Raw genomic sequence first — 21,870 nt, forward strand, 5'->3', positions numbered from 1 at the left:
GAGTTTTTCATGTTACGGCGCACCAAAATTGTAGCAACACTAGGCCCATCAACCAGCACGCCCGAAGCCATAGAGCTTTAATCTTAGCGGGTGCTGATGTTATGCGCCTGAACTTCTCACATGGAGAAGCGCAAGATCACATTGAACGCGCGAAGCTCGTAAGAACACTCTCAGCCAAGCATGGTCGTCACGTTGCATTACTGGGCGACCTGCAAGGCCCCAAAATTCGCATTGCACGTTTTGCCGAAAAAAAAGTACTCCTGCGCAAAGGCCAAACCTTCACTCTGGATTCTGATCTAGACAAAAATGCAGGTAACGCGGAACGCGTGGGCATCGATTACGAAGCCTTAATCAATGATTCACGCATAGGCGACATTCTGCTTTTAGATGATGGCCGCATTGAGCTGGTCGTCACGCAGGTCACCGACCACGAGGTGATTACCCGTGTCATTATTGGTGGCGAACTCTCCAACAATAAAGGCATTAACCGTAAAGGCGGCGGTCTATCCGCGAAAGCACTGACCGATAAAGACCGTGCCGATATCATTACCGCAGCTGAAGCGGGCGTTGATTATGTCGCGGTTTCATTCCCACGGGATGCTGATGACATGCATGAGGCTCGCCAATTAGTCGAGGCGACAGGCTCTCTAGCAGGCTTAGTGGCAAAAATTGAACGCGCCGAAACGGTGAATGATGATCAGATACTCGATGACATTATTCGTGCATCAGACGTCGTCATGGTCGCTCGAGGCGATCTTGCGGTTGAAATAGGTGACGCAACACTGGTTGGCGTGCAAAAACACATTATTGCCCGTGCGCGCACCTTAAACAAAATCGTGATTACGGCAACACAAATGATGGAGTCGATGATCCACAGCCCCATGCCAACTCGCGCCGAAGTGTCTGACGTCGCGAATGCAGTTATGGATTATACCGATGCCGTCATGCTCTCGGCTGAAACAGCGGCTGGTGACTACCCAGTTGAAGCAGTCGAGGCCATGTCTCGTGTTTGCATCGGTGCCGAATTGCACCCAATCACACACATCTCTAAGCACCGAATGCACGAAGCTTTTGAGAATATTGACGAAGCGATTGCGCTGTCGGCGATGTATGCAGCCAACCACCTTCGCAACATTAAAGCGATTGTTTGCATGACAGAAACCGGCCTAACCCCGCGTATCATGTCACGGATTCGTTCACCGCTTCCTATTTACGCTTTTTCCAGAAGAGCCGATACACAGCATCGCGTCGCATTGTATAGAGGCGTGCAAACCATTCCGTTTGACAGCGACACCCTACCTCCAGAGCAAATCAATCAAAGCGCCATTGATGAACTCGTCCGCAGAGGTGCCGTTAGTGAAGGCGATCGCGTCATTATTACGAAAGGAGATTATTTAAACGCTCAAGGCGGTACAAACACCCTGAAAATTGTAACCGTTGGCCAAAAAATAGCCTAAAATAAGCACAACCCATCGCAGAGGAGGGGCGATCTGCCCCCTCTCTCGTTACTCAGACTTATAGCGTGTCGGCAACAAACTGTCTTTAATTCGCTTCAAATACCGCTGAAACTCGATTCCTCGCCTCAATGTGACCCCAGTTGCCAATACATCAATCATGGTCAACTGTATCAATCGCGATGTCATTGGCATATACACATCGGTATCTTCTTGCGCAGGCAATGAAATCAACAAACTGCATTCTCGTGCCAAAGGCGATGGATCGTGTGTAATCCCTATCACCGTCGCTCCACTTTCTCGCCCCAATGCCGCAATTTCAACCAATTCTTGCGTACGCCCAGTATAGGAAATAATGACAATCACATCACCCGTATGAGCCCCTGCCGCCACCATGCGTTGCATCAACACATCTTCGTAGGACATCACCGGAATATTCAGCCGAAAAAACTTATGACGCGCGTCCGCTGCCACGGATGCAGAAGCCCCTAAACCAAAAAAGAATATTTGTTTCGCCTGACTTAAATGATCCACCGCACGGGTGATGACATTCGGCTGCAAAGACTTGCGCGCTGTGTCTAACGCCGCAATCGTGGATGAAAAAATTTTCTCACTATATGCCTCAGTGCTGTCATCATATTCAACATTGCGGGTGACATAGGGCATGCCTTCAGCCAAACTTTGCGCCAAGCGCAATTTAAAATCAGGATAACCACGCTCATCAAACCCACGGCAGAAACGGTTGACGGTCGGCTCACTGACTCCGGCTTCTTGCGCCAAAGCGGTAATAGTCAAGCGTATCGCCGCCTTTGGATCTCGAAGAATTACCGTCGCCACTTTACGCTCAGACTTGTTCAGAGTCTCTAAGCGACTGCGAATTTCTTCCAGCAGATTTCCACTTTGATCGATCATAACCTTATGTCCATACGTAAATTTTCAACATATTGCAATCAAGTTGAACTATAACGGGTTATATGGGCCTTAACCAGTAAAAACGACCTCTTTTTAACACAGACAATTGCCTGCAAACACTCAAATAATAGGTAAATTTAACAAAATATCTAACTTGACTCGGCCACTAATGGCGAATAAAATCCAACTATGTATGTTAAATAACTACAAAAACAGGTTATCAACCATGACTGCACACCTATCCGCTTGCGACATTATTTTTTTTGGTGCTTTGGGCGACTTAACACAACGCAAGTTGCTGCCTGCACTTTACCAACTCGAACGCGCCAAGCTCATCCATAAAGATACGCGAATCCTCTGCGTTGCTCGCAACACAGACCAAGACAAAGGGATAGGTCAAACACGTCAGAGCCTCACGAAATATGTGAACGAAAGCCTGATGAGCACCGAAATTCTAGAAGCATTCATAGAACGCATCCATTTTTTAAGTGTGAATTTTGATGAGTTAGACAGCTACCAACCCCTAAAAGAAATCCTAGACGCCTCAAGCAACAAAGAGCGCGTGTTTTATTACGCCACCTCCGCGTCTTTATACGGCACCATTAGTGCCAACTTAAACGAACAAGGCTGCTTAAATGCGCAAAGCCGAGTCGTCCTCGAAAAGCCGATAGGGTTCAGCCTGGAAACATCTCATCAGGTTAACTCGGAGGTCGGCAAGTATTTTGATGAATCCCAAATCTATCGCATCGACCACTACCTCGGCAAAGAAACCGTTCAAAACCTGATTGCACTTCGTTTTGCCAACAACCTGTTTGGCACTCAATGGAATCAAAACCACATCTCCCACGTCGAAATCACCGTGGCTGAAAAAGTGGGCATCGAAGGGCGCTGGGGTTACTTTGACAAAGCCGGACAACTGCGCGACATGGTGCAAAACCACCTTTTGCAGTTGTTATGCCTTGTTGCAATGGATCCACCTGCCGACCTGTCAGCCGACAGCATTCGTGACGAAAAGGTAAAAGTACTCAAATCCTTACGTCCAATCAAATCAGAAGAAATGGGACATCACGTGGTCCGCGGCCAGTACACAAGTGGCTACATTAACGACCAACGCGTACCCGGCTATCTTGAAGAAGAAGGGGCAAACACCTCCAGCCAAACCGAGACCTTTGTATCCATTCGTGTTGAGCTTGGAAGCTGGCGCTGGGCGGGCGTGCCTTTTTACCTGCGTACAGGCAAACGCATGGCTGAAAAATCCTCTCAAATTGTCGTGCACTTTAAACAGCAACCGCATTACATTTTTGATCCTGAACAACGCCAACTTGCCAACAACAAGCTGATAATCAAATTACAGCCTGATGAAGGTATTGCACTGCATATTCTGACCAAAGATCAAGGTTTGGAAAAAGGCATGCAACTGAGAAAAGCACCACTTCAACTCAGCTTTTCACAAGCCTTCGGCATTGACCGTGTTCCCGATGCTTACGAGCGACTCCTTCTTGAAGTGATCAAAGGCCAGCAATACCTCTTTGTACGCCGAGATGAGATCGAACATGCCTGGAAATGGTGTGATGCTCTCTTAAACCAGTGGCAAAAACAAAACAGCCCACCTCTTCCCTACCCTGCAGGAAGCTGGGGACCTGCCAACTCGGATTTATTACTCGCAAATGACGGAAGAGTTTGGTATGAAAATCAGTGATCTCAACTTACCCGCACACATTGAATGGAAGAGCTTCTCTAGCCGAGAAGAACTGACTCATGCCTTGGCTAAAAATACTGCTCAACAGCTAGGCGAAGCGATTCAGCAACGCCAACAGGCTAGCATGGCTGTTTCGGGTGGCCGAACCCCCATTCAGCTTTTTCATGAACTCAGCCTAACCCCCTTAGACTGGGCTAAGGTTACAATTACATTAGCCGATGACCGCTGCTTAAAACATGAACACCCAGATAGCAATGCAGGCTTAGTTCGCCATACGTTACTGCAAAACTGTGCCAGCGATGCATCCTTTGTTGCACTATTTGAAGACCGTTCAGATCTAACCCATCAAGAGCAACAAGCTCAATGCGAAGCTCGTTTGAATCAGGTTAGCGATCCATTAGATCTTATCATACTAGGACTGGGCAATGACGGGCACACTGCCTCACTGTTCCCTTGCTCCGATGACATAGAGTCAGCAGTGAATAGTCAGTCGCATTGCGCATTAGTTACCCCTAAAACGGCACCCTATTCTCGCTTAACCCTAACACCCAAACGCATTCTCAATGCACACCGCCGAATTTTACACATTTGCGGTGAAGACAAACTCCTAACCTTACAGAAGGCATTAAGCGACGGCCCTTCAATTGAAATGCCCATTCGCTACTTTCTTGCACATCCATTAACCATTTATTGGAGCGCCTAATGCTGACTTTAAAGTTGGACTCAACGGCCGCTGATCAGGATTGACTATGAATAACGAAACATTAAAACAACAAAATATCACTGAAATCGACCGCATCTGCAGCTTAAGCCCTGTGATACCGGTATTAACGTTTAATTCACTGGATGAAGTCCTCCCTATTGCTGAAGCACTCGTCAAGGGCGGACTACCGGTTCTTGAGGTCACTCTCAGAACCGATATTGCCCTAGAAGCCATCAAACTCATCGCCGACAACCTACCTGACGCACAAGTCGGCGCAGGAACCGTACTGAATCCAGAGCAATATGAGGCAGCCTGTGAGGCAGGTGCCACGTTCATCGTCACACCGGGCTCCACGACTGAACTACTCAAACACGCACTCACTCAACAGGTGCCTCTACTACCTGGCATTCAAACGATTTCAGAGCTTATGCAAGCCTATGCGCTGGGTTACAAACGTTTTAAATTTTTCCCTGCAGAAGTTTCCGGTGGCGTGAATGCCCTCAAAGCCTTTGCGGGCCCTATCGGCGATGTGCGCTTCTGTCCTACCGGCGGTATTCGCTTGAATCAGCAGCAGACTATTTAAATCTCAACAATGTCATGTGTGTCGGCGGCTCTTGGCTAACACCGCAAGCGCTGATTGATCAACAAGACTGGGCTGCGATTCAACAAATTGCACGAGATACCGTCTTTCAATTACGCCCACACCAGAATATCTAATTCCTCATACAAAAAAACCAGCTGTCGCTGGTTTTTTTTTGCTAAAGCACCTGGAGCTTTACTCCGGATAAGGACAACTCTCCTTCACAAGCAGCTGAGTATCCAACACCGTATGCTGCTGATCTTTTTGCCCCAACAAGACCCGAGCCGCCGCTTGCCCTTTCTCAACACTTTGCTGATACACAGTTGTCAAAGACGGCCGTATATTTTCATCCAAAGGAATGCCATCAAACCCAACAATATGCAGATCCTGCGGAACGGACAAACCCAGTGCACTGGCCGCCTGCATTGCAGCCAAGGCAATCGTATCACTCATGCACAACAATAATGTCGGTCGCAAAGACGACAAAATATCACACACCAATGGGTAAGCTTGACGATGGGAGTTTTCAGGCAGACTCCATACAGGGACCTCGCTGAGTGCAATACCCACTTCTTGCAAGGCCTCCTGATACCCCATCAAACGCTGCATGCCAAAAGAGGATTCTAAATTCAACACCCGCTCTTCTGTTACTCGACACACGCACTCATCTAAAACCACGCGAAGCCCAATAATCGCTACACGCTGATGACCGTGCTGCAAGGCATGCAGTGCAATATTTCTTGCACCCGTGAGGTTATCAATTGTGACAGAGGGAAACGCATCGAGGGTAAAGTCGACGGTAACCAAGGGTTTATGCTGGGTCAACAAACGCTGATAGCTACTTGGACGCCTCATCATGCCATAGACAATAATGCCATCCACCAAGGTCTCCAGAGAGCGCTGCTGCATTGCATCGATTTTGTCGAGCGACTGCAGCATTAAACAATGATACCCCTGCTGATCTAGCACCTTACCAACACCCGATAAAAATTGGCTATCAACCGGGTCAATCATGCTCTGAGACAACCCATCGGACAAGAGCACACCGACAATACCACTGCGCTGATTACGGCGATTTTTCAGACCACTATTCGGGCCGTCATACCCCAATAATTTACACTGTTCGATGATTTTTTGCCGTAATTGTATTGATAATTGATCAGGGCGGTTAAACGCATTTGAAATGGTTGCCGTCGACACATTAAGCGCTTTAGCAACATCTTTGATTGTAAGCTTACTGACTGAACCCATTCGTTTGTTCCAAACAGGGCGCATCCTTCAGTTGCGCCCCACTTTTGCTTTACAGGCTGACGCTCTAATTGAGTTGAAGGGGGATCAATTAGAACGTGTAGTTAAAGCGCAGTCTTAACGCGTGTACGGTTTTATCGGAGGCAACATTATCGGCCCGAGAGGTCGAACCTGCAAAGGTTACACTCGCATTTTGAATATCAAACAGCGGTAATGTATAGGCAGCGTAGGCCGTCGTGACATCAGGATCAGCCGCTTGACTTAATGCTGTTGTTGAATGAATGATACCAGCACCAAAGCCACCCAGCGTCAGGTTGGCACCGTAACTGTTCACCTTTACCGTTGAAGGCTGACTACGATCCCTTAAGTGCGCTGCACTCAAGTTTACCTGAGCGTCTCCTAGAGTAAACCCTGCGGTCACACCAACGCCATTTGCCTTATGCGTTGTTTGCGCATCATCAAATTTCTGATGCTCATACCCTGCGGTTAGTGTAAAGCCCTGACCCACAAACGTGACCGAAGGACGAACACCGGTAAATGCTCTCGACTTATCACCTTGACCATAGGCGGTCGCCAGCTCAAAACGAATTTGATCCGATGGGTTCGCATGAAACGCAAACTGCCCTCCATCACTCACTCGCCCACGCACTAAATTGGCTTCATAGACACGGGCAGAGCCATCACCTGCATGCATAATGACCGTATCTTTTCCTAGAGGGAACAGGTTAACCGCCTCAAATCGCCCTGCCTGTATATCCCACTGATCCGAACCAAACATCAGCCACATATCATCCGTCGCCGTTTTCCCATCGGTTTTCAGCAACCCTGTCCCTTTACCCCGCACAAAGTGATCCCCCATGCGATGCTCAGCCATAAAATTGACTTCCAAACGCCCGCCTTGATCATAGCTGGATTTACTTGACGATGCTTTCACAGCATCCGTATCCAACTCAATGTTGGCATCTAATGTCAGGGAAGGTGTTGCAACTGCAATACTTGGGATTCCAGCCATTGCAACAAGTGCTAAGGAGACACAGGATACCAGTCTTGGCACCCGAAAAGGCGTAAACTTCATTTTCTCACCATGCTTATTGTATTTATTTGGTTAATTTACATAAAAACAACAGCTCAAAGGGTGTCTGAGCCGATAAAAAGAGTGTATTTAATTTTAGACCGGCAAATCAAGTATAAAATTTACTTAAATCATACTTATCTTTTGTGCAAACGCAAAAAAACCATTGAAGAATCGCCCATAATGGAGGGCATGTGATTAAAAATTCGTTTTTTTCTGATATTATTTGTTTGAATAGAAAGCAACTGCGGAAAAATGACTTCGGTATGTAGCCTTAATTTATTGAGCGATTGTGCTTTTTCTTGCTTTCGCTTTGATAGGAACAGCGTTTGAATTTTGACTTCACTTTAGAAAAAGTGCGATGCTTTATAGCCGTACTAGCGCACAACAGCCAATACACACAACTCTTGAGGCAAGACACTATATACTTTTCACACTTAGCTTCTACACTTAAAGAGTGCCTTACAACCTATGTACCCTTCACGAGGCCAGTGACTTGAAATTGCGCTCTACGCTCGGTCGAATTTTTTACTCCTTATGCATCGTTTTATGGAGCCTACTATTTTTGCCTCCTACGGCTTTTGGTTTGGAAAAAGTGAGCTTGCAACTCAAATGGACTCACGCATTTCAGTTTGCAGGTTACTATGCCGCCATCGATCAGGGGTTTTACGAGCAAGCAGGCCTTGATGTAAGCCTGATTGAAGGAGCTCCCGGTATTAATGCGACTCAACAGGTTGTCTCTCGCCAAGCTGATTTTGGCGTAGGGACCAGCGGCCTATTGCTCGACTTAGATCAGGGCAACGAAGTGGTTCTGCTTGCCAATATTTTTCAACACTCGCCCCAAGTGATTATTTCGAAAGCGGACACTGCCCTACAAAGCATCCATACCCTTGCCGACAAACCGATCATGCTAGAAGAAGGCTCCGACGAGCTACTCGCGTATCTAATGTATGAAAGTATTTTTCTTGAGCAAGACAAGCGCTTACCTCATACCTTTTCCATTGAGGATTTAATCACCGGAAAGGTCGATGCCATGTCGGCTTATATTACGCATGAGCCTTATTATTTAGACTTAGCCAACTTCCGATACCATATCTACACCCCCCGCTCGGTCGGCATCGATTTTTACGGTGACAATCTCTTTACCAGCAAAGCCTTCGCCCAACAGCGCCCTGACATTGTCAGCGCCTTCACCCAAGCAAGCCTGAAGGGTTGGACCTATGCCTTACAAAATCCAGACTACATCATCGAATTGATTCTGGAACAATACACTCAAACGCATAGCGCATCTTTTCTTCAATTTGAAGCCAGCCGCATGCACCAATTGATCAAGCCTGAGCTGATTGAGATAGGCTATATCAACCCCGGAAGATGGGCGCATATTCACAACACCTACCAATCCTTGAACCTAGTCTCAAGTCCGCTTGATCTATCCGAGTTTTTGTTTAAGCATCCCAGCAATACGAGCACGTCTTGGTTTGCTCCATTGATCATCTCCTCACTGATAGCATCACTGGTGAGTGGTATTGCCCTTTATATTTACCGCGTCAATCTCAAGCTCAACTCGCTTTTACGTCAAAAAAATAAAGCCGCAGTCCTGCAACGCCATCGCAACACATTGCTGGAAATGATTGCCGCCGATCAACCCATTGAGCAGATCCTACAAGAGATCGTCCTGGGTGTTGAAGCCTACAACCCAAAAACATTTTGCAGTATCTTACTCTTTCATTCCGATACTGAAACACTGCACATTGGTGCAGCACCCTCCTTGCCTCAGGAATACAACCAAGCCATTAATGGCGTAAAAATAGGCCCAGCTGTTGGTGCCTGCGGCAGTGCCGCCTATTTCAAAAAACGCGTCATCACCGCCGATATCGATCAGCATCCTTTTTGGAAAGACTATAAACACTTGTCGCTTAAACATGGCCTTAAAGCCTGTTGGTCAGAACCCATTATGCGGAAAAATGGACATCTCTTAGGGACCTTTGCCATTTATCACACCAAGGTCTCTGAACCGACCTCCGATGACATTCAACTCATCCGTGAAAGCGCTCAGCTTGCTGAAATTGCGATTGAGCGCCACCTGGCCTATGACGAATTGCGTCGTAGCGAAGAGCTACATCGCCATCTTGCTCAACACGACCCACTCACAGGCTTGGCCAACCGTTCACTTTTTTCAGACAGACTGAATCAATCCCTTAAACATGCAAAACGTCACTCATCGTCATTTGCCGTTCTATTAATCGACCTAAATGGCTTTAAACCCATAAATGATGAATTTGGCCATAACTTCGGCGATTTAGTCTTAAAAGAGGTCGCAACCCGACTCAAAGCCATCGTAAGAGAGTCAGACACCGTCAGTCGCATCGGCGGGGATGAGTTTGTGATTTTATTGCACAATGTTGACTCACGAGCCGCCGCTCAACAAGTCGTCGATAAAATCCATCAAGCATTTACCGATCCTTTTTGCGAGCCTGACTCTGTCAATCTTAGCTGTAGCATTGGTATCGCCCTCTACCCTGATGATGGCGCAACTGAAATTGAACTGACTCAAGTCGCTGACATACGCATGTATCAAAACAAGCAAGGTCGATAACGCCTCATTTGCTTCATTTTTTCCTTCTTTGGTCTAGGCTTTACAAATACGCAGCAGAGTATTACATTCTCTGCGTTGAACTCATTAGGGTGATCCCCTAGCCGATTCAATTATCGACAATCGACACAATCGATGGTCACCACAATAAGAACAAGAAGGTACATTATGACGGATAAACGCAAGACAGATGCGCTGATCGTGCATCGACCTGTATTTATTGATAGCTCTCAACTGAGCATCCCCACACTGCGGATTCTCAAGGATGATGGAACGCTATACCCTGACGCCAGTTTGCCGGATATTGACGAGGCACTCGCACTAAAAATTTACGATACATTCCTCTTCATTCGTGCCTTAGACGAACGCATGCTTGCCTCGCAACGCCAAGGCCGTATTAGTTTCTATATGACCGAAACAGGTGAGGAAGCCGCAGATATTGGCAGTACAGCCGCGTTAACGCCTGATGATATGATCATGGCACAGTATCGCGAACAAGGTGCTCTCGCCTTTAGAGGCTTCAGCCTTGATCAATTCATGAATCAAATTTTTTCAAACGAGCTGGATCTAGCAAAGGACGCCAAATGCCAATTCATTATGGTTCGCAAGCGCTGAACTATATGACCATTTCATCCCCACTTGGCACACAAATTCCGCAAGCAACGGGTTACGCCTTCGCGTTAAAAACGCAGAATAAACCCAACTGCGTTATTTGTTACTTTGGTGAAGGCGCAGCCTCCGAGGGGGACTTCCATGCCGCATTGAACATGGCAGGGGTTTTTAAAGTGCCCGTTATTTTCTTTTGTCGCAATAATGGGTATGCCATTTCAACGCCCGCTCACGAACAGTTCGCTGGAGATGGGATTGCATCAAGAGGAGTTGGCTACGGTATAAAAACGCTGCGAGTCGATGGCAACGATGTACTAGCCGTCCTCAAAGCCACGCAAGAAGCCCGCAGAATGGCAGTCGAACAGCATGAGCCAGTGTTAATTGAGGCCATGACCTATCGCCTAGGTGCGCATTCCAGCTCTGACGACCCCAGTGGATACCGCAATAAATCTGAAGAAGAAACCTGGCGGGCCAAGTGTCCTGTCCTTCGTTTCAAACTCTGGTTAATCGCACAAGGCTGGTGGGATGAAGACCAAGAAGAACAGCGCAAACAAGCGCACAGAAGTGCGATTGTAAACGCCATGAAAAAAGCCGAAAAGATTCCAGCTCCAACACTGGAAGATCTGTTCAGCGATGTTTATGACACGCCTCCCTGGCATTTACAGGAACAATATGACGCTCTAAAAGCCCATATCCGTAAATACCCCGAGGCTTACCCCAAAACATCCTGGAGGCTTGACCATGAGTAAAATCAACCTATTGCAAGCGATCAACCAAGCACTTGATAGCACTCTGGCGCAAAATGACCTCGCTATTTGTTTTGGTGAAGATGTCGGACACTTTGGCGGTGTATTTCGTGCCACTAGCCATTTGCAAGAAAAGTATGGAAAACAGCGTTGTTTTAATACCCCGCTGACGGAGCAAGGCATTATCGGCTTTGCCAATGGAGCTGCAGCGCAAGGCATGACAGCGATTGCTGAAATTCAGTTCGCCGACTATATTTTTCCGGCATTTGATCAAATTGTTAATGAGTCCGCTAAATTTCGTTACCGTTCGGGCAATGAATTCAACGTCGGTAGCCTGACCATCCGTACTCCTTATGGTGGAGGTATTAATGGCGCTCACTATCACTCACAGTCACCCGAAGCCTATTTTACGCACACACCCGGCCTAAAAATCGTGGTACCGCGCAACCCTTATCAAGCCAAAGGCTTGTTATTGGCATCGATTCGCGATCCAAACCCCGTTATTTTCTTTGAACCTAAAAAGCTCTACCGCGCGTCTGTTGGGGAGGTTCCCGACACGGACTATGAACTTCCGTTAGGCCAAGGAGACCTGCTACGTGAAGGAACAGACATTACACTGGTGGCTTGGGGTGCACAGGTAGAAGCCATTGAAAAAGCTGCTGATATGGCCGCTGAACAAGGCATTTCCTGTGAGCTTATAGACCTACGAACCTGCTTCCTTGGGATAGAGATTTACTGGCGGCCTCTGTGAAAAAAACGGGCCGCTTAATCATTAACCACGAAGCTCCGAAAACTTCAGGTTTTGGCGCTGAAATTGCCGCTGCAATCCAGGAAGAATGCTTCCTCTATTTGGAATCACCCATCATACGAGTCACAGGCTTGGATACCCCCTTCCCCTTGGCTTTAGAAAAAGAGTACATGCCCGATGCTTTGAAAACCTTCGAAGCCATTAAGGCCAGCATGACTTTTTGATGAATTGATTTTAATAGGAGCATGAACATGAAAATTGATTTTATTCTTCCCGATATAGGTGAAGGCATCGTCGAGTGCGAGCTGGTCGAGTGGCACATTCACGAAGGACAGAACATCCAAGAGGATCAACCCGTTGCCGACGTCATGACCGACAAAGCACTGGTCGAGATTACCTCTATGCACACGGGCGTCATTACAAAACTCTACTATGCTCAAGGCGAAATTGCGAAGGTGCACCAACCCTTGTTTGAGATAGAGGTCGTGAGTGACGTCGAAGAGTCAACACTTGGAGCAGAGGTTTCTGACACAAAGTCCGCCAGCCAAGCAACCTCTTCCGGTGACGACACGGCATCCTCCACCGCAACCAACTCAGCGCTCGCCTGCCCGATGGCACAGTCATCCAAGGCTATTGCCAGCCCGGCCGTCAGACGACTCGCCAGAGAAATGAATCTCGATTTAACTCAGGTAAAGGGATCTGGCAAAAATGGCCGTGTGCTCAAAGAAGACCTACTTGAGCCATCATCCGTCGACACAACACACGCCCCAACTCAATCCGTAAGCGCACCCCAGTCTTCGGGTGTTCGTATTGAAGCCATCAAAGGGGTTCGTGCCGTCATGGCTCGACAAATGGCAGATTCTGTAAGCAGCATTCCTCACTTCACCTATACAGAAGAGATTGATGTTACCCAGCTTGACGCTGTCCGCCGTGAACTCAAGCCCCAGTTTGAAGCCGAAGGTTTATCGCTCAGCCTCATGCCTTTTTTCATGAAAGCACTGGCGCTGTCGCTGCAAGCCTATCCTATTTTGAACAGCCGACTGAACGAAGACGCTACCGAAATTCATTACTTGGATGACATAAATATTGGCATGGCGGCCGATACTCCCATCGGACTTCTGGTTCCTAACGTGAAACGTGTTCAGGATCTGTCTTTGCTTGAACTCACTCGCAAACTCAATGAACTGACGCACGCCGCACGACAAGGGAAGCTATCAGCCGACGATATGAAAGGCGGTAGTATCACGATTTCCAACATAGGTGCCATAGGTGGAACAGTTGCGACCCCTATCATCAATAAGCCAGAAGTCGCCATTGTCGCACTCGGACGTATACAAACGCTGCCTCGCTTTGATGCAAACGGCAATGTCGTCGCCGCTAAAATCCTACACGCAAGCTGGTCTGGAGATCATCGCCTTCTCGACGGTGCAACCATGGCACGCTTCTGTTGTCACTGGAAGGGCTATCTCGAGAACCCCTTACGGATGCTGGCTGAATTGAAGTAACGAGGGGATTCAGATGACGCGTCCTTTGTTGCAACAGTTCTATATTAATGAGGAACAGTCGATTTATCTGATGAGCCATGAAGATGCTCAGAAGATCAAAGACTGGGTTAAGCTCTGCATGGACCAACTCATGCGGCTGGGCTTCAGCAATATCGAATTTATCGGCAAAGGCGCGTATGGCTTTGTGTTCGGGGGGCGTGATAGCAATGCAAATGACTATGTCTTTAAGTTTTCGCGCATTAACCTCCCGCAACACATTCAAGATCGGCTTGAAGATGAGGCCTGGATGCAGAGCCAAGTCTTGCACCCGATTATTCCAGCCGTCAGCGAGTATACAAAAATCTCACGCCAATCAGTTTTAATGATGGAGCGCGCACCCGGTTTAGATCTGGACGCTTACTCCATTCAACACGGCAAGCTTTCACCACGCTTAATTATTAAAATTGCCAAACAACTGGTAGACGTATTGATTGCACTGCGCAATGTTCGTCAGGACAACCATGACTGCCCCATCGTTCATGGTGATATTAAACCCTCTAATATCGTGTTTGATCCAAGAACAGAAACCATCAAACTGATTGATTGGGGATCCAGCGTCTTTGCTCAAGTGGATGCCAATGGCCACGCGATTGGACAATCCCCCTTTAATTTTTTGAGTGATAGTTTACAACAAACCAACGCCAAGCTCGGCGATGTCTATTTTATTGGTGATGAGCAATTAAATGGCGAACTCAGCTCACCGCGTTTTGATGAACAAGGCATGGCAGGTACTCTCTATGCCCTAGCATCGGGTCAAAGCTGTCGATATGGCTACGAAGCCATCCCTGCCACCTCTCTGGGCTTACCCAAGGAGTTCGCTCTGACACTGCAAGCACTTTTAGAGGCTCATCACAGGTTCGTGCTCAAGCGGGTGACTATTTATTAACCCACATGAAATACATGAGCCGCTTAGCCCTTCCCGATTTACACCTTCCTCCTGAAAAAGCCCTGATCCCTGTTTGGAATCATGACGATGGCCTCGATATCGAAACAGTGGTCTACAGCTCGCGCAAGAGTTTTCTGCGTGAAGGAAACATCGACCCCTATTTAATGGCTGACGTGAAGGATGTGGAGTTGGAAAAATACTATAAAAACTTCATGCACGGCATGGGAAAAACCGAACGCGCCTTTCTTGCCTCCATCAGCCGCTTAGGCCGCTACCCTGTGTTGGGCGGACTGGCAATTCGCTGGGAAGAAAACGCTGTTTTCATTGACTCCAGCCTTAATTTACAGGATGACAACCTAACATTAGCTTTTACGCAAGCCGTCAACACGATGGTGAATTTAGCAAGAGCCATTCATCGTGACGGTGTATTCAAATGCTGTTTATTTAATGCGAAAAACACGCGTCATATTCGGCGCGCATCCGAGAGCGATGCATTTATCCCGCCCGCCGACTTAGTGATTCCCTTCGAGGTGATGCAAGCGCCACTCTCTGAAGACAAAAGCCGCAATCACTCGTATTTTGAGGATGGACAAGATCCTGATGAGTTTCTCACGCTACCCAGCGAGATTATGACTGAAATCGCCTACCTCAACGATATTCGGCACACAGGCTTAATTATCTTCGAGGCACTGCCGACGCATCTCAAAATTCACAGTGATTACGTGCTGCTAGATCCTACCCAACACGATGTTTTCAAGGCCTCCTTGGCGCGCATTATCTCAGCCGTTCCCTTAATCAATGGCTTAGGGGTCTCGGGGTTTATGAAAATGCCATATAAAAACACTCGCCAATTTAGCCTTCAAATTCAGGCCGACGCACACTTTTTTCCCAAAAACCCGCGGGCAGTCCAAAAAATGGATTCAAATCAGGATTTTTAACCCAGCAGTGCCTGAATATACCCCGGCAACGCAAATGCCGCTTGATGAACTTCAGCCGTATAGTAGCGGGTGTGGATCGCATGCTTAGCCAAATATTCCTTAATCTGCTCAGCCGATACACTGCGATACAGAACATGATCACTTGCCCAGCTAATGCCATGACACCACCGGCATAGGTTGGCACCGTCAGCGTATAAAAGGTCTGATCGTTAAAATACGCACCTAAGCGAAGGCGCGTATCCTTAAGCTCTTGAGGCTGCATAAATGGCACACCATTCTGAGCCACAAAAATTCCCTTATCGGATAAGATTCGTTTACAGCCTGCGTAGAAATCGCTGGTGAACAGAACTTCGCCCGGACCAATCGGATCGGTGCAATCGGAAATAATGACATCAAAGGTTTGCGTGGTTTGGTTTACAAACTCAACACCGTCTTGTATCACAATGGAAACACGCGGGTCATCAAAGGCCCCGTTAGAGTGGTGTGGCAAGTAGGTTTTACACATGTCGATGACCTGAGCATCGATCTCAACCTGAGTGATTTCCTCAACACCGGGATGCTTGACCACCTCTCGCAAAATACCGCCATCACCTCCGCCAATGATGAGGACACGTTTTGCCTGAGCATGCGCAATCAGCGGCACATGCACCATCATTTCGTGATAAATAAACTCATCCCGCTCCGTTGTTTGCACCACGCCATCGAGCGCCATCACGGTACCAAACACAGGATTGCGAAAAATGATCAGGTGTTGAAAATCGGTTTGCACCTCGTACAAAACATCTTCAACACTGAAAGACTGTCCATAGCCAGAGTTAAGTGTTTCGGTAAAGGTCATCATAAGGGCCCCAGTGGCATCTGCCCTCGAAGGTGCTCGGTTACCTTCACCTCATCCGGCGAAAAAAAACGCCTTAGCACGGGCAGGGTATTCTTAGGCGTTGCATTACCACACATAAACACATCAAACGCTGCATAATGACGCTCTGGCCATGTGTGCACACTGATATGAGACTCGGCCAACACCGCAACACCCGACACCCCTCCATTCGGGGTAAAATGATGTAAATGCAAGTGCAACAAGGTCGCGTTCGCGGCAATCACAGACTCACGAAGCGCCTGCTCCATCGTCTCGATATCATCCAGACGATCAGCACCAAATAAATCGATGATTAAATGGGTTCCCGCAAAACAGTAATCGTCACGCTGAATAAAAAAATCTTTAGATTCAGTGGTAACGGGGGTACCGCTACCACTGTTTGGAGTTAAGGCTTGTCTATCTTTTGGATCTGCCAAGGCTCTACTCCCCTCTTAGGGTTAAGTATTAACTAAGTTTGATCAGGTCAGTAACCACGTCGGCATTTTGACCGCGGTGTCTAAGCAAATGATCAAGAAGTGTCACAGCCATCATCGCTTCCGCTATCGGTGTTGCGCGTATCCCCACACAGGGGTCGTGCCGCCCTTTGGTGATCACTTCAACGGCTTCACCTTGACGATTAATACTGCGACCTGGAAGACGCATACTGGATGTGGGTTTTAAGGCGATATGGGCAATAATGTCTTGGCCTGTAGAGATTCCACCTAAGATTCCGCCAGCATGATTCGATAAAAAGCCCTCTGGCGTCATTTCATCGCGATGCTCCGTGCCTTTTTGGCTCACGACATCAAATCCATCACCGATTTCGACACCCTTAACCGCATTGATGCTCATTAATGAATGCGCCAATTCCGCATCGAGTCGATCAAAAATCGGCTCCCCCAATCCAACCGGAACACCTGAAGCAACCACCGTGATTTTAGCGCCAACGGAATTGCCTTCTTTACGCAAGGCATCCATGTAATCGGCCATTTCCAGAGCCGCCTGTGCATCCGGACTGAAAAAAGGATTGTTATCCACTTCTGACCAATCAAAACGCGTAGGATCAATTGCGATCGGGCCTAATTGCGACAAATACCCACGAATCTGCACACCTTTACTGGCCAGCACTTTTTTGGCAATTGCACCTGCGGCCACGCGCATCGCGGTTTCGCGTGCCGATGAACGGCCACCACCACGGTAATCACGGAAACCATACTTATGGTCATACACGTAATCCGCATGCGCTGGACGATAGGTGTCTTGAATGTTGGAGTAGTCTTTAGAGCGCTGATCGGTATTTTCAATGACCAGACCTATTGGAGTACCCGTCGTCCGCCCTTCAAACACACCCGATAAAATTTTCACTTCGTCGGCTTCACGGCGTTGCGTTGTGTGGCGAGACGTCCCAGGCTTACGACGATCTAGATCCAGCTGGAGATCAGCCTCACTCAGCTCGATTCCCGGAGGGCAACCATCCACTATGGCCCCAAGGGCCAAACCATGCTTTCGCCAAAGGTTGTAAGCGTGAAAAGTTTACCTATGCTGTTACCCGACATGCTGTCATCCTGTATGAATCACCACTGGCGTGTCACCAGCGTCAGAGTTTGTGAATAATAAGATATCAAGCGATAGTAGAGATAACCACTATCCTTTCGGACGTAATCTTAATCGATTATGCTAATGGCTAACAGTGTTGCTAAAAAATTATACGATCTTTCAGCAGGTTGATTCTGGATAAGGCCGCACAAGGCCATCCCGCAAGGCTAGAGCAGATAGACACGGATACAATCGCTGACTTAAGCTTTTTTTGTACATTGCCAGCATCAACACTAGCGCTGAATGCTCGCAATGTACTTGGAGATATGCTCTAACTTCTCAGGATCATCGTCGACAAACGTGACTTTCACCGATACAAACGGCGTGTCAATACGATTATCAAACGCCTCTAGACGCGACACAAACCCGTTAATACGAGCCACACTGTCACCCGAGATTTGTTCAATATCCACTACCGCTTGTTCGAGGATGTCGGGAAAGGCTCCGCTGTCTTCATTTTTGATGACCACTAACACATCTCGCAAACTGAGGTCTTTAATCGCGCAGCGATACACCCCTTTACTTGTTCTGAGTTGCGCTAACCCCTTCGGCTTTTTAGCAAAGCTTTTCTGTTGCGCGATTGATCCGGTGCTGCTAACGCCCGCTTTTGCCTCTGATGTTTTTCCAAACAAGAGTTTTTGGATTTTTGTCTCAAGCGAAGCGGCTGAAAACGGCTTGCCAAGATAATCACTGACACCCGCTTGAATGGCCTTTAAGATATAGTCTCGTTCGCCACGGCTGGTGACCATTAAGAAAGGCACCGACTTATAGGCATCCTGTTGACGCACCCATTTCAGCAGATCTAGACCTGACATTTGCGGCATTTCCCAATCGCAAATGATGATATTGAATTGAGCACCCTCTAAACATTTCTGTGCTTCGCGGCCATTAAAGGCAGAGACTACGCTAGCCTTAGGGTATGCGTTGCGGACAATACGTGTCACATGTGTACAAATTGCTTTAGCATCGTCAACCACAAGCACAGATACATTCATAAGCGGCCTATTTGAACAGAGTGTTCATCCAATTTTTAAGTAAACCCTGAGGGTTTGTTATGTTTCAAACTACACGGGGTTGATGTACTTAACTAACAGCCCCCACGCAATTCGTACAATCGCGCCTAACAATATTAAAGAATCGCTGATCTGCAGCCAACATCCTCAACATTATTGATGGCACCACTGCCTGATTTAGGTTTTCCTTAAGAATTAGACATGAATCAGAGACTTAGGATTCTATAAAATATTTCAAAACCCTGCAATGATGCGTTAGGAGGCTCTGGGCAATTTATCGCACAAGGTCATCGGCCACACGGCCAGATCCTTATGCTCATCCAGCTGCTCTCCCCTGCATGTTGTACTGTGTCGGTTGCTCCACTTCTGGCGAAACACCTACGCAGACGTATGCAAATAAATGTGAGGCGCTACCAAAATACTCTTGGTATGAAGATCCTCTCAGTGCAGATTCAGTACCGAAGAGACCCGTTTGAACGAAGCCACCTTGCAAGGCTGGAATAGTCCTGTTTAAATCATAGATAGACAATCAGGGAATACTTACTGCTGTGATGGAGCACGAGGCGGGCGGTAGCGTGTCTGACGGTAAAATTCTCTTCTTATGATGGCTTGATGTGCATAATTCAATAAATCGGTGAGTTTTTGTAAACGAAAATAATAGAAAATAGTAAATTAAATTCAATAAATTAGTGTCTTTTTAATTGTCATCAACTCACTGATTCAGGTTAACCTTTTTGACCGGAGAATATTTACCATTCTTGCAATACCCCCTTCAACACAGCCAAATATCCAAGCGACACGCGCTCTAATTTAAACCATCAACAAGCCAATTAAAACAAGCTATTAATCGCATAAGGAAATCAAGTGGACATATCCAACATACTACTCAATAGCATTTTACAATCCTGGTATATAATACCACTGTTAATCCTCGTATTAACTTTAAAAAGCCGCTGGTTTAAAGGTGTTCTGGGAGAATACATTGTCAACAAGCTGTTGGCTGGTCTACCTGAAACCGACTACAAATTAATTAAAAACGTTACTCTTCCAACTGAGGATGGCACCACGCAAATTGACCATATTCTGGTTTCACGATTTGGTATTTTTGTGATCGAAACCAAGAATATGAAAGGCTGGATATTTGGTTCACCTCATCAAAAGCAGTGGACACAAAAAATTTACCGCCACTCTGCTAAATTTCAAAACCCACTGCATCAAAACTACAAACACATTAAAACACTGGAGTCTCTTTTGGACTGTAATCCTGAGTTCATGCACTCTGTAATTGTGTTTGTGGGTGATAGTACTTTCAAAACCGAAATGCCGGACAATGTGACTGCTGCACGAGGCTGTCTGGACTATATCAAGCAGTTCAATGAGGCGGTGATGCCTGACACGGAAGTCTACCGACTGATTACAAAGCTAAACCAAATCAAGCTGAAACCCGGTCTGGTAACGGACTATAAACACCGCCAGCATGTCAAGGAGCTTGTGGTCAGTAAAGAGGTCACTAAAGAGGTCGACAAGGAAGTCAGCCATGAGGTCAGTCAAGAAGCCAGTAACATGAGTAGTGACCCCCTCTGCCCACGTTGTGGTTCTGCCATGGTCATCAGAGAAACCAAGCGTGGTGCAAATACGGGTCAGCAATTTTGGGGATGTTCCACCTTTCCCAAGTGTCGTGGGTTACATCTAAAAGAGAACTGATATACACCTTCCCTACTCTGGCACCCTCCCACAGGAACATCCAATACACTAGAACAATCCTCTATTTCCGAGTTGGGCACCCCCAGAAATTTCGTACTATACTCCATTCAGGTTTTATGTCGTGAGCACCTGCATGGGAGCTGCATTCTGCAATTACTGAGTCGCGCCGGGATAGTGCTGTTCTGTCTGTTATCCACACCTGTCGGAGCATTTGTCATGCCTTCAGGATTCATTGGAACGACAGACTATTTACATGAGCCACTGCTCACAGCGCAGGAAGGTTCGGAGCGCCTTGCGGCAGAAGATGCACTGGTAAGCCTTGAATTCGACACCGCTTTATTTCATCAGGCCAGTGATCTTTCTGCCCAGGCCTATTGGCACAAAATCGAGTTTGCTCCGGTTGATACACCAACTGAATTAATCCTGCGACTCAGCAACATCATGATTGATGAGCTGGATTTTTATCTAATCGAGAACGGTGAGGTCGTGCGTCACTGGGTACGCGGCGACACGCAGCCATGGAGTCCAGATGCCGCCTACGCCAGCATCTGGTTCCCGGTGGAACTGCAACCGGGCAGTAACCATCAGGTACTGATTCGCAAAGCCAGCGAAGGACCGCTTCTCTTACCTTTGCGGCTGATGAGTCAGCATCAGTTTGAGCAACTGACCGAGACGAGCTTCAAAATCTGGGCAGCCGCTGCTGGTGCACTGCTGATCTTGCTGATCCATAACACCGTCACTTTTTTACTGTTCCGCTACCCTGCCTACGGCTTTTACATCCTGTTTCACTCGCTGGTGTTTCTCAGTCTGGGCGTCACGCAGGGATTTGGTCCCTGGTTGTGGCCGATGGCGTTCAACCAGTTTCTCGGTTCAATTATCTTGACCCTATATACCCTTTCAGCCTGGAGTATTTTCCACTTCAGCTTACAATTTCTGCAGATTCGCACCCGTTTACCCAGCTGGTGGCGT

Annotated in this window: 14 protein-coding genes and 5 pseudogenes; 12 read left to right on the plus strand and 7 right to left on the minus strand. The window is 47.4% G+C overall.

What is annotated here, in order from left to right:
• Positions 1-9 precede the first annotated feature (9 nt).
• Positions 10-1,457 (plus strand): annotated as a pseudogene (gene pyk / locus D791_RS14260) (pyruvate kinase).
• A gap of 48 nt (positions 1,458-1,505) precedes the next feature.
• Here the strand turns inward: pyk and hexR are convergent.
• On the minus strand, positions 1,506-2,366 hold the full coding sequence (gene hexR, locus D791_RS14265) for a transcriptional regulator HexR (protein WP_193365005.1): 861 nt from the start codon (positions 2,364-2,366) through the stop codon (positions 1,506-1,508).
• Between the two features lie 226 nt (positions 2,367-2,592).
• Here hexR and zwf point away from each other — a divergent pair, with 226 nt between their 5' ends.
• The 3 genes and pseudogenes from zwf to D791_RS14280 all read left to right on the plus strand — a co-directional run bounded on the left by zwf (position 2,593) and on the right by D791_RS14280 (position 5,485).
• Positions 2,593-4,065, plus strand: coding sequence for a glucose-6-phosphate dehydrogenase (gene zwf / locus D791_RS14270; protein ID WP_036513043.1), 1,473 nt, complete (start codon positions 2,593-2,595; stop codon positions 4,063-4,065).
• Positions 4,052-4,768 (plus strand): 6-phosphogluconolactonase, encoded by a 717-nt coding sequence (gene pgl, locus D791_RS14275; protein WP_036513046.1) that lies wholly within the window; start codon positions 4,052-4,054, stop codon positions 4,766-4,768. The genes zwf and pgl overlap by 14 nt, the downstream gene beginning before the upstream one ends.
• A 46-nt stretch (positions 4,769-4,814) precedes the next feature.
• Positions 4,815-5,485, plus strand: a pseudogene (locus tag D791_RS14280) (bifunctional 4-hydroxy-2-oxoglutarate aldolase/2-dehydro-3-deoxy-phosphogluconate aldolase).
• A 58-nt stretch (positions 5,486-5,543) separates the two neighbouring features.
• Here D791_RS14280 and D791_RS14285 read toward each other — a convergent pair.
• Both D791_RS14285 and D791_RS14290 read right to left on the minus strand, forming a co-directional pair.
• Positions 5,544-6,599 (minus strand): LacI family DNA-binding transcriptional regulator, encoded by a 1,056-nt coding sequence (locus D791_RS14285; protein ID WP_036513049.1) that lies wholly within the window; start codon positions 6,597-6,599, stop codon positions 5,544-5,546.
• A gap of 88 nt (positions 6,600-6,687) precedes the next feature.
• Positions 6,688-7,671: a carbohydrate porin gene (locus D791_RS14290; protein WP_051514554.1), complete on the minus strand. Its 984-nt coding sequence runs from the start codon at positions 7,669-7,671 to the stop codon at positions 6,688-6,690.
• Positions 7,672-8,233: 562 nt separating this feature from the next.
• On the opposite strand from D791_RS14290, the gene D791_RS19160 reads away from it, so the two are divergent.
• From D791_RS19160 to D791_RS21865, 6 genes and pseudogenes are all read left to right on the plus strand, one after another.
• The gene (locus D791_RS19160; protein ID WP_051514555.1) at positions 8,234-10,264 is read left to right on the plus strand and encodes a diguanylate cyclase domain-containing protein; all 2,031 of its coding nucleotides are present in this window, start codon (positions 8,234-8,236) and stop codon (positions 10,262-10,264) included.
• Between the two features lie 165 nt (positions 10,265-10,429).
• A pseudogene (locus tag D791_RS14310) lies at positions 10,430-11,619 on the plus strand (thiamine pyrophosphate-dependent dehydrogenase E1 component subunit alpha).
• Positions 11,612-12,588: pseudogene (locus D791_RS14315) on the plus strand (alpha-ketoacid dehydrogenase subunit beta). The pseudogenes D791_RS14310 and D791_RS14315 overlap by 8 nt, the downstream one beginning before the upstream one ends.
• Positions 12,589-12,615: 27 nt before the next feature.
• Positions 12,616-13,869 carry a 2-oxo acid dehydrogenase subunit E2 gene (locus tag D791_RS14320; protein WP_036513054.1) on the plus strand — a complete coding sequence of 418 codons (1,254 nt, stop codon included), beginning with the start codon at positions 12,616-12,618 and terminating at the stop codon, positions 13,867-13,869.
• A gap of 13 nt (positions 13,870-13,882) precedes the next feature.
• Positions 13,883-14,794, plus strand: coding sequence for a protein kinase domain-containing protein (locus D791_RS21860; RefSeq protein WP_337588664.1), 912 nt, complete (start codon positions 13,883-13,885; stop codon positions 14,792-14,794).
• Between the two features lie 14 nt (positions 14,795-14,808).
• Positions 14,809-15,732: a hypothetical protein gene (locus tag D791_RS21865; protein WP_337588665.1), complete on the plus strand. Its 924-nt coding sequence runs from the start codon at positions 14,809-14,811 to the stop codon at positions 15,730-15,732.
• On the opposite strand, the gene speE is transcribed toward D791_RS21865, so the two are convergent.
• The 4 genes and pseudogenes from speE to D791_RS14345 all read right to left on the minus strand — a co-directional run bounded on the left by speE (position 15,647) and on the right by D791_RS14345 (position 19,179).
• Positions 15,647-16,573 carry a polyamine aminopropyltransferase gene (gene speE / locus D791_RS14330; RefSeq protein WP_337588666.1) on the minus strand — a complete coding sequence of 309 codons (927 nt, stop codon included), beginning with the start codon at positions 16,571-16,573 and terminating at the stop codon, positions 15,647-15,649. The genes D791_RS21865 and speE overlap by 86 nt on opposite strands.
• On the minus strand, positions 16,570-17,025 hold the full coding sequence (gene speD / locus D791_RS14335; RefSeq protein ID WP_036513057.1) for an adenosylmethionine decarboxylase: 456 nt from the start codon (positions 17,023-17,025) through the stop codon (positions 16,570-16,572). Before speD ends, speE begins: the two co-directional genes overlap by 4 nt.
• Before the next feature lie 28 nt (positions 17,026-17,053).
• Positions 17,054-18,144 (minus strand): annotated as a pseudogene (aroC, locus tag D791_RS14340) (chorismate synthase).
• 273 nt (positions 18,145-18,417) lie between these two features.
• The gene (locus tag D791_RS14345; RefSeq protein ID WP_036513059.1) at positions 18,418-19,179 is read right to left on the minus strand and encodes a response regulator; all 762 of its coding nucleotides are present in this window, start codon (positions 19,177-19,179) and stop codon (positions 18,418-18,420) included.
• Between the two features lie 882 nt (positions 19,180-20,061).
• Here D791_RS14345 and D791_RS14350 point away from each other — a divergent pair.
• A complete protein-coding gene (locus D791_RS14350; protein WP_036513062.1) occupies positions 20,062-20,901 on the plus strand; it encodes a nuclease-related domain-containing protein in 840 nt (279 codons plus the stop codon).
• 216 nt (positions 20,902-21,117) lie between these two features.
• Positions 21,118-21,870 (plus strand): 7TM-DISM domain-containing protein (locus D791_RS14355; protein WP_036513065.1); only part of this gene is annotated, 753 nt, incomplete at its 3' end.

The sequence above is a fragment of the Nitrincola nitratireducens genome (genome assembly GCF_000585235.1).
Lineage (GTDB): Bacteria > Pseudomonadota > Gammaproteobacteria > Pseudomonadales > Balneatricaceae > Nitrincola > Nitrincola alkalisediminis.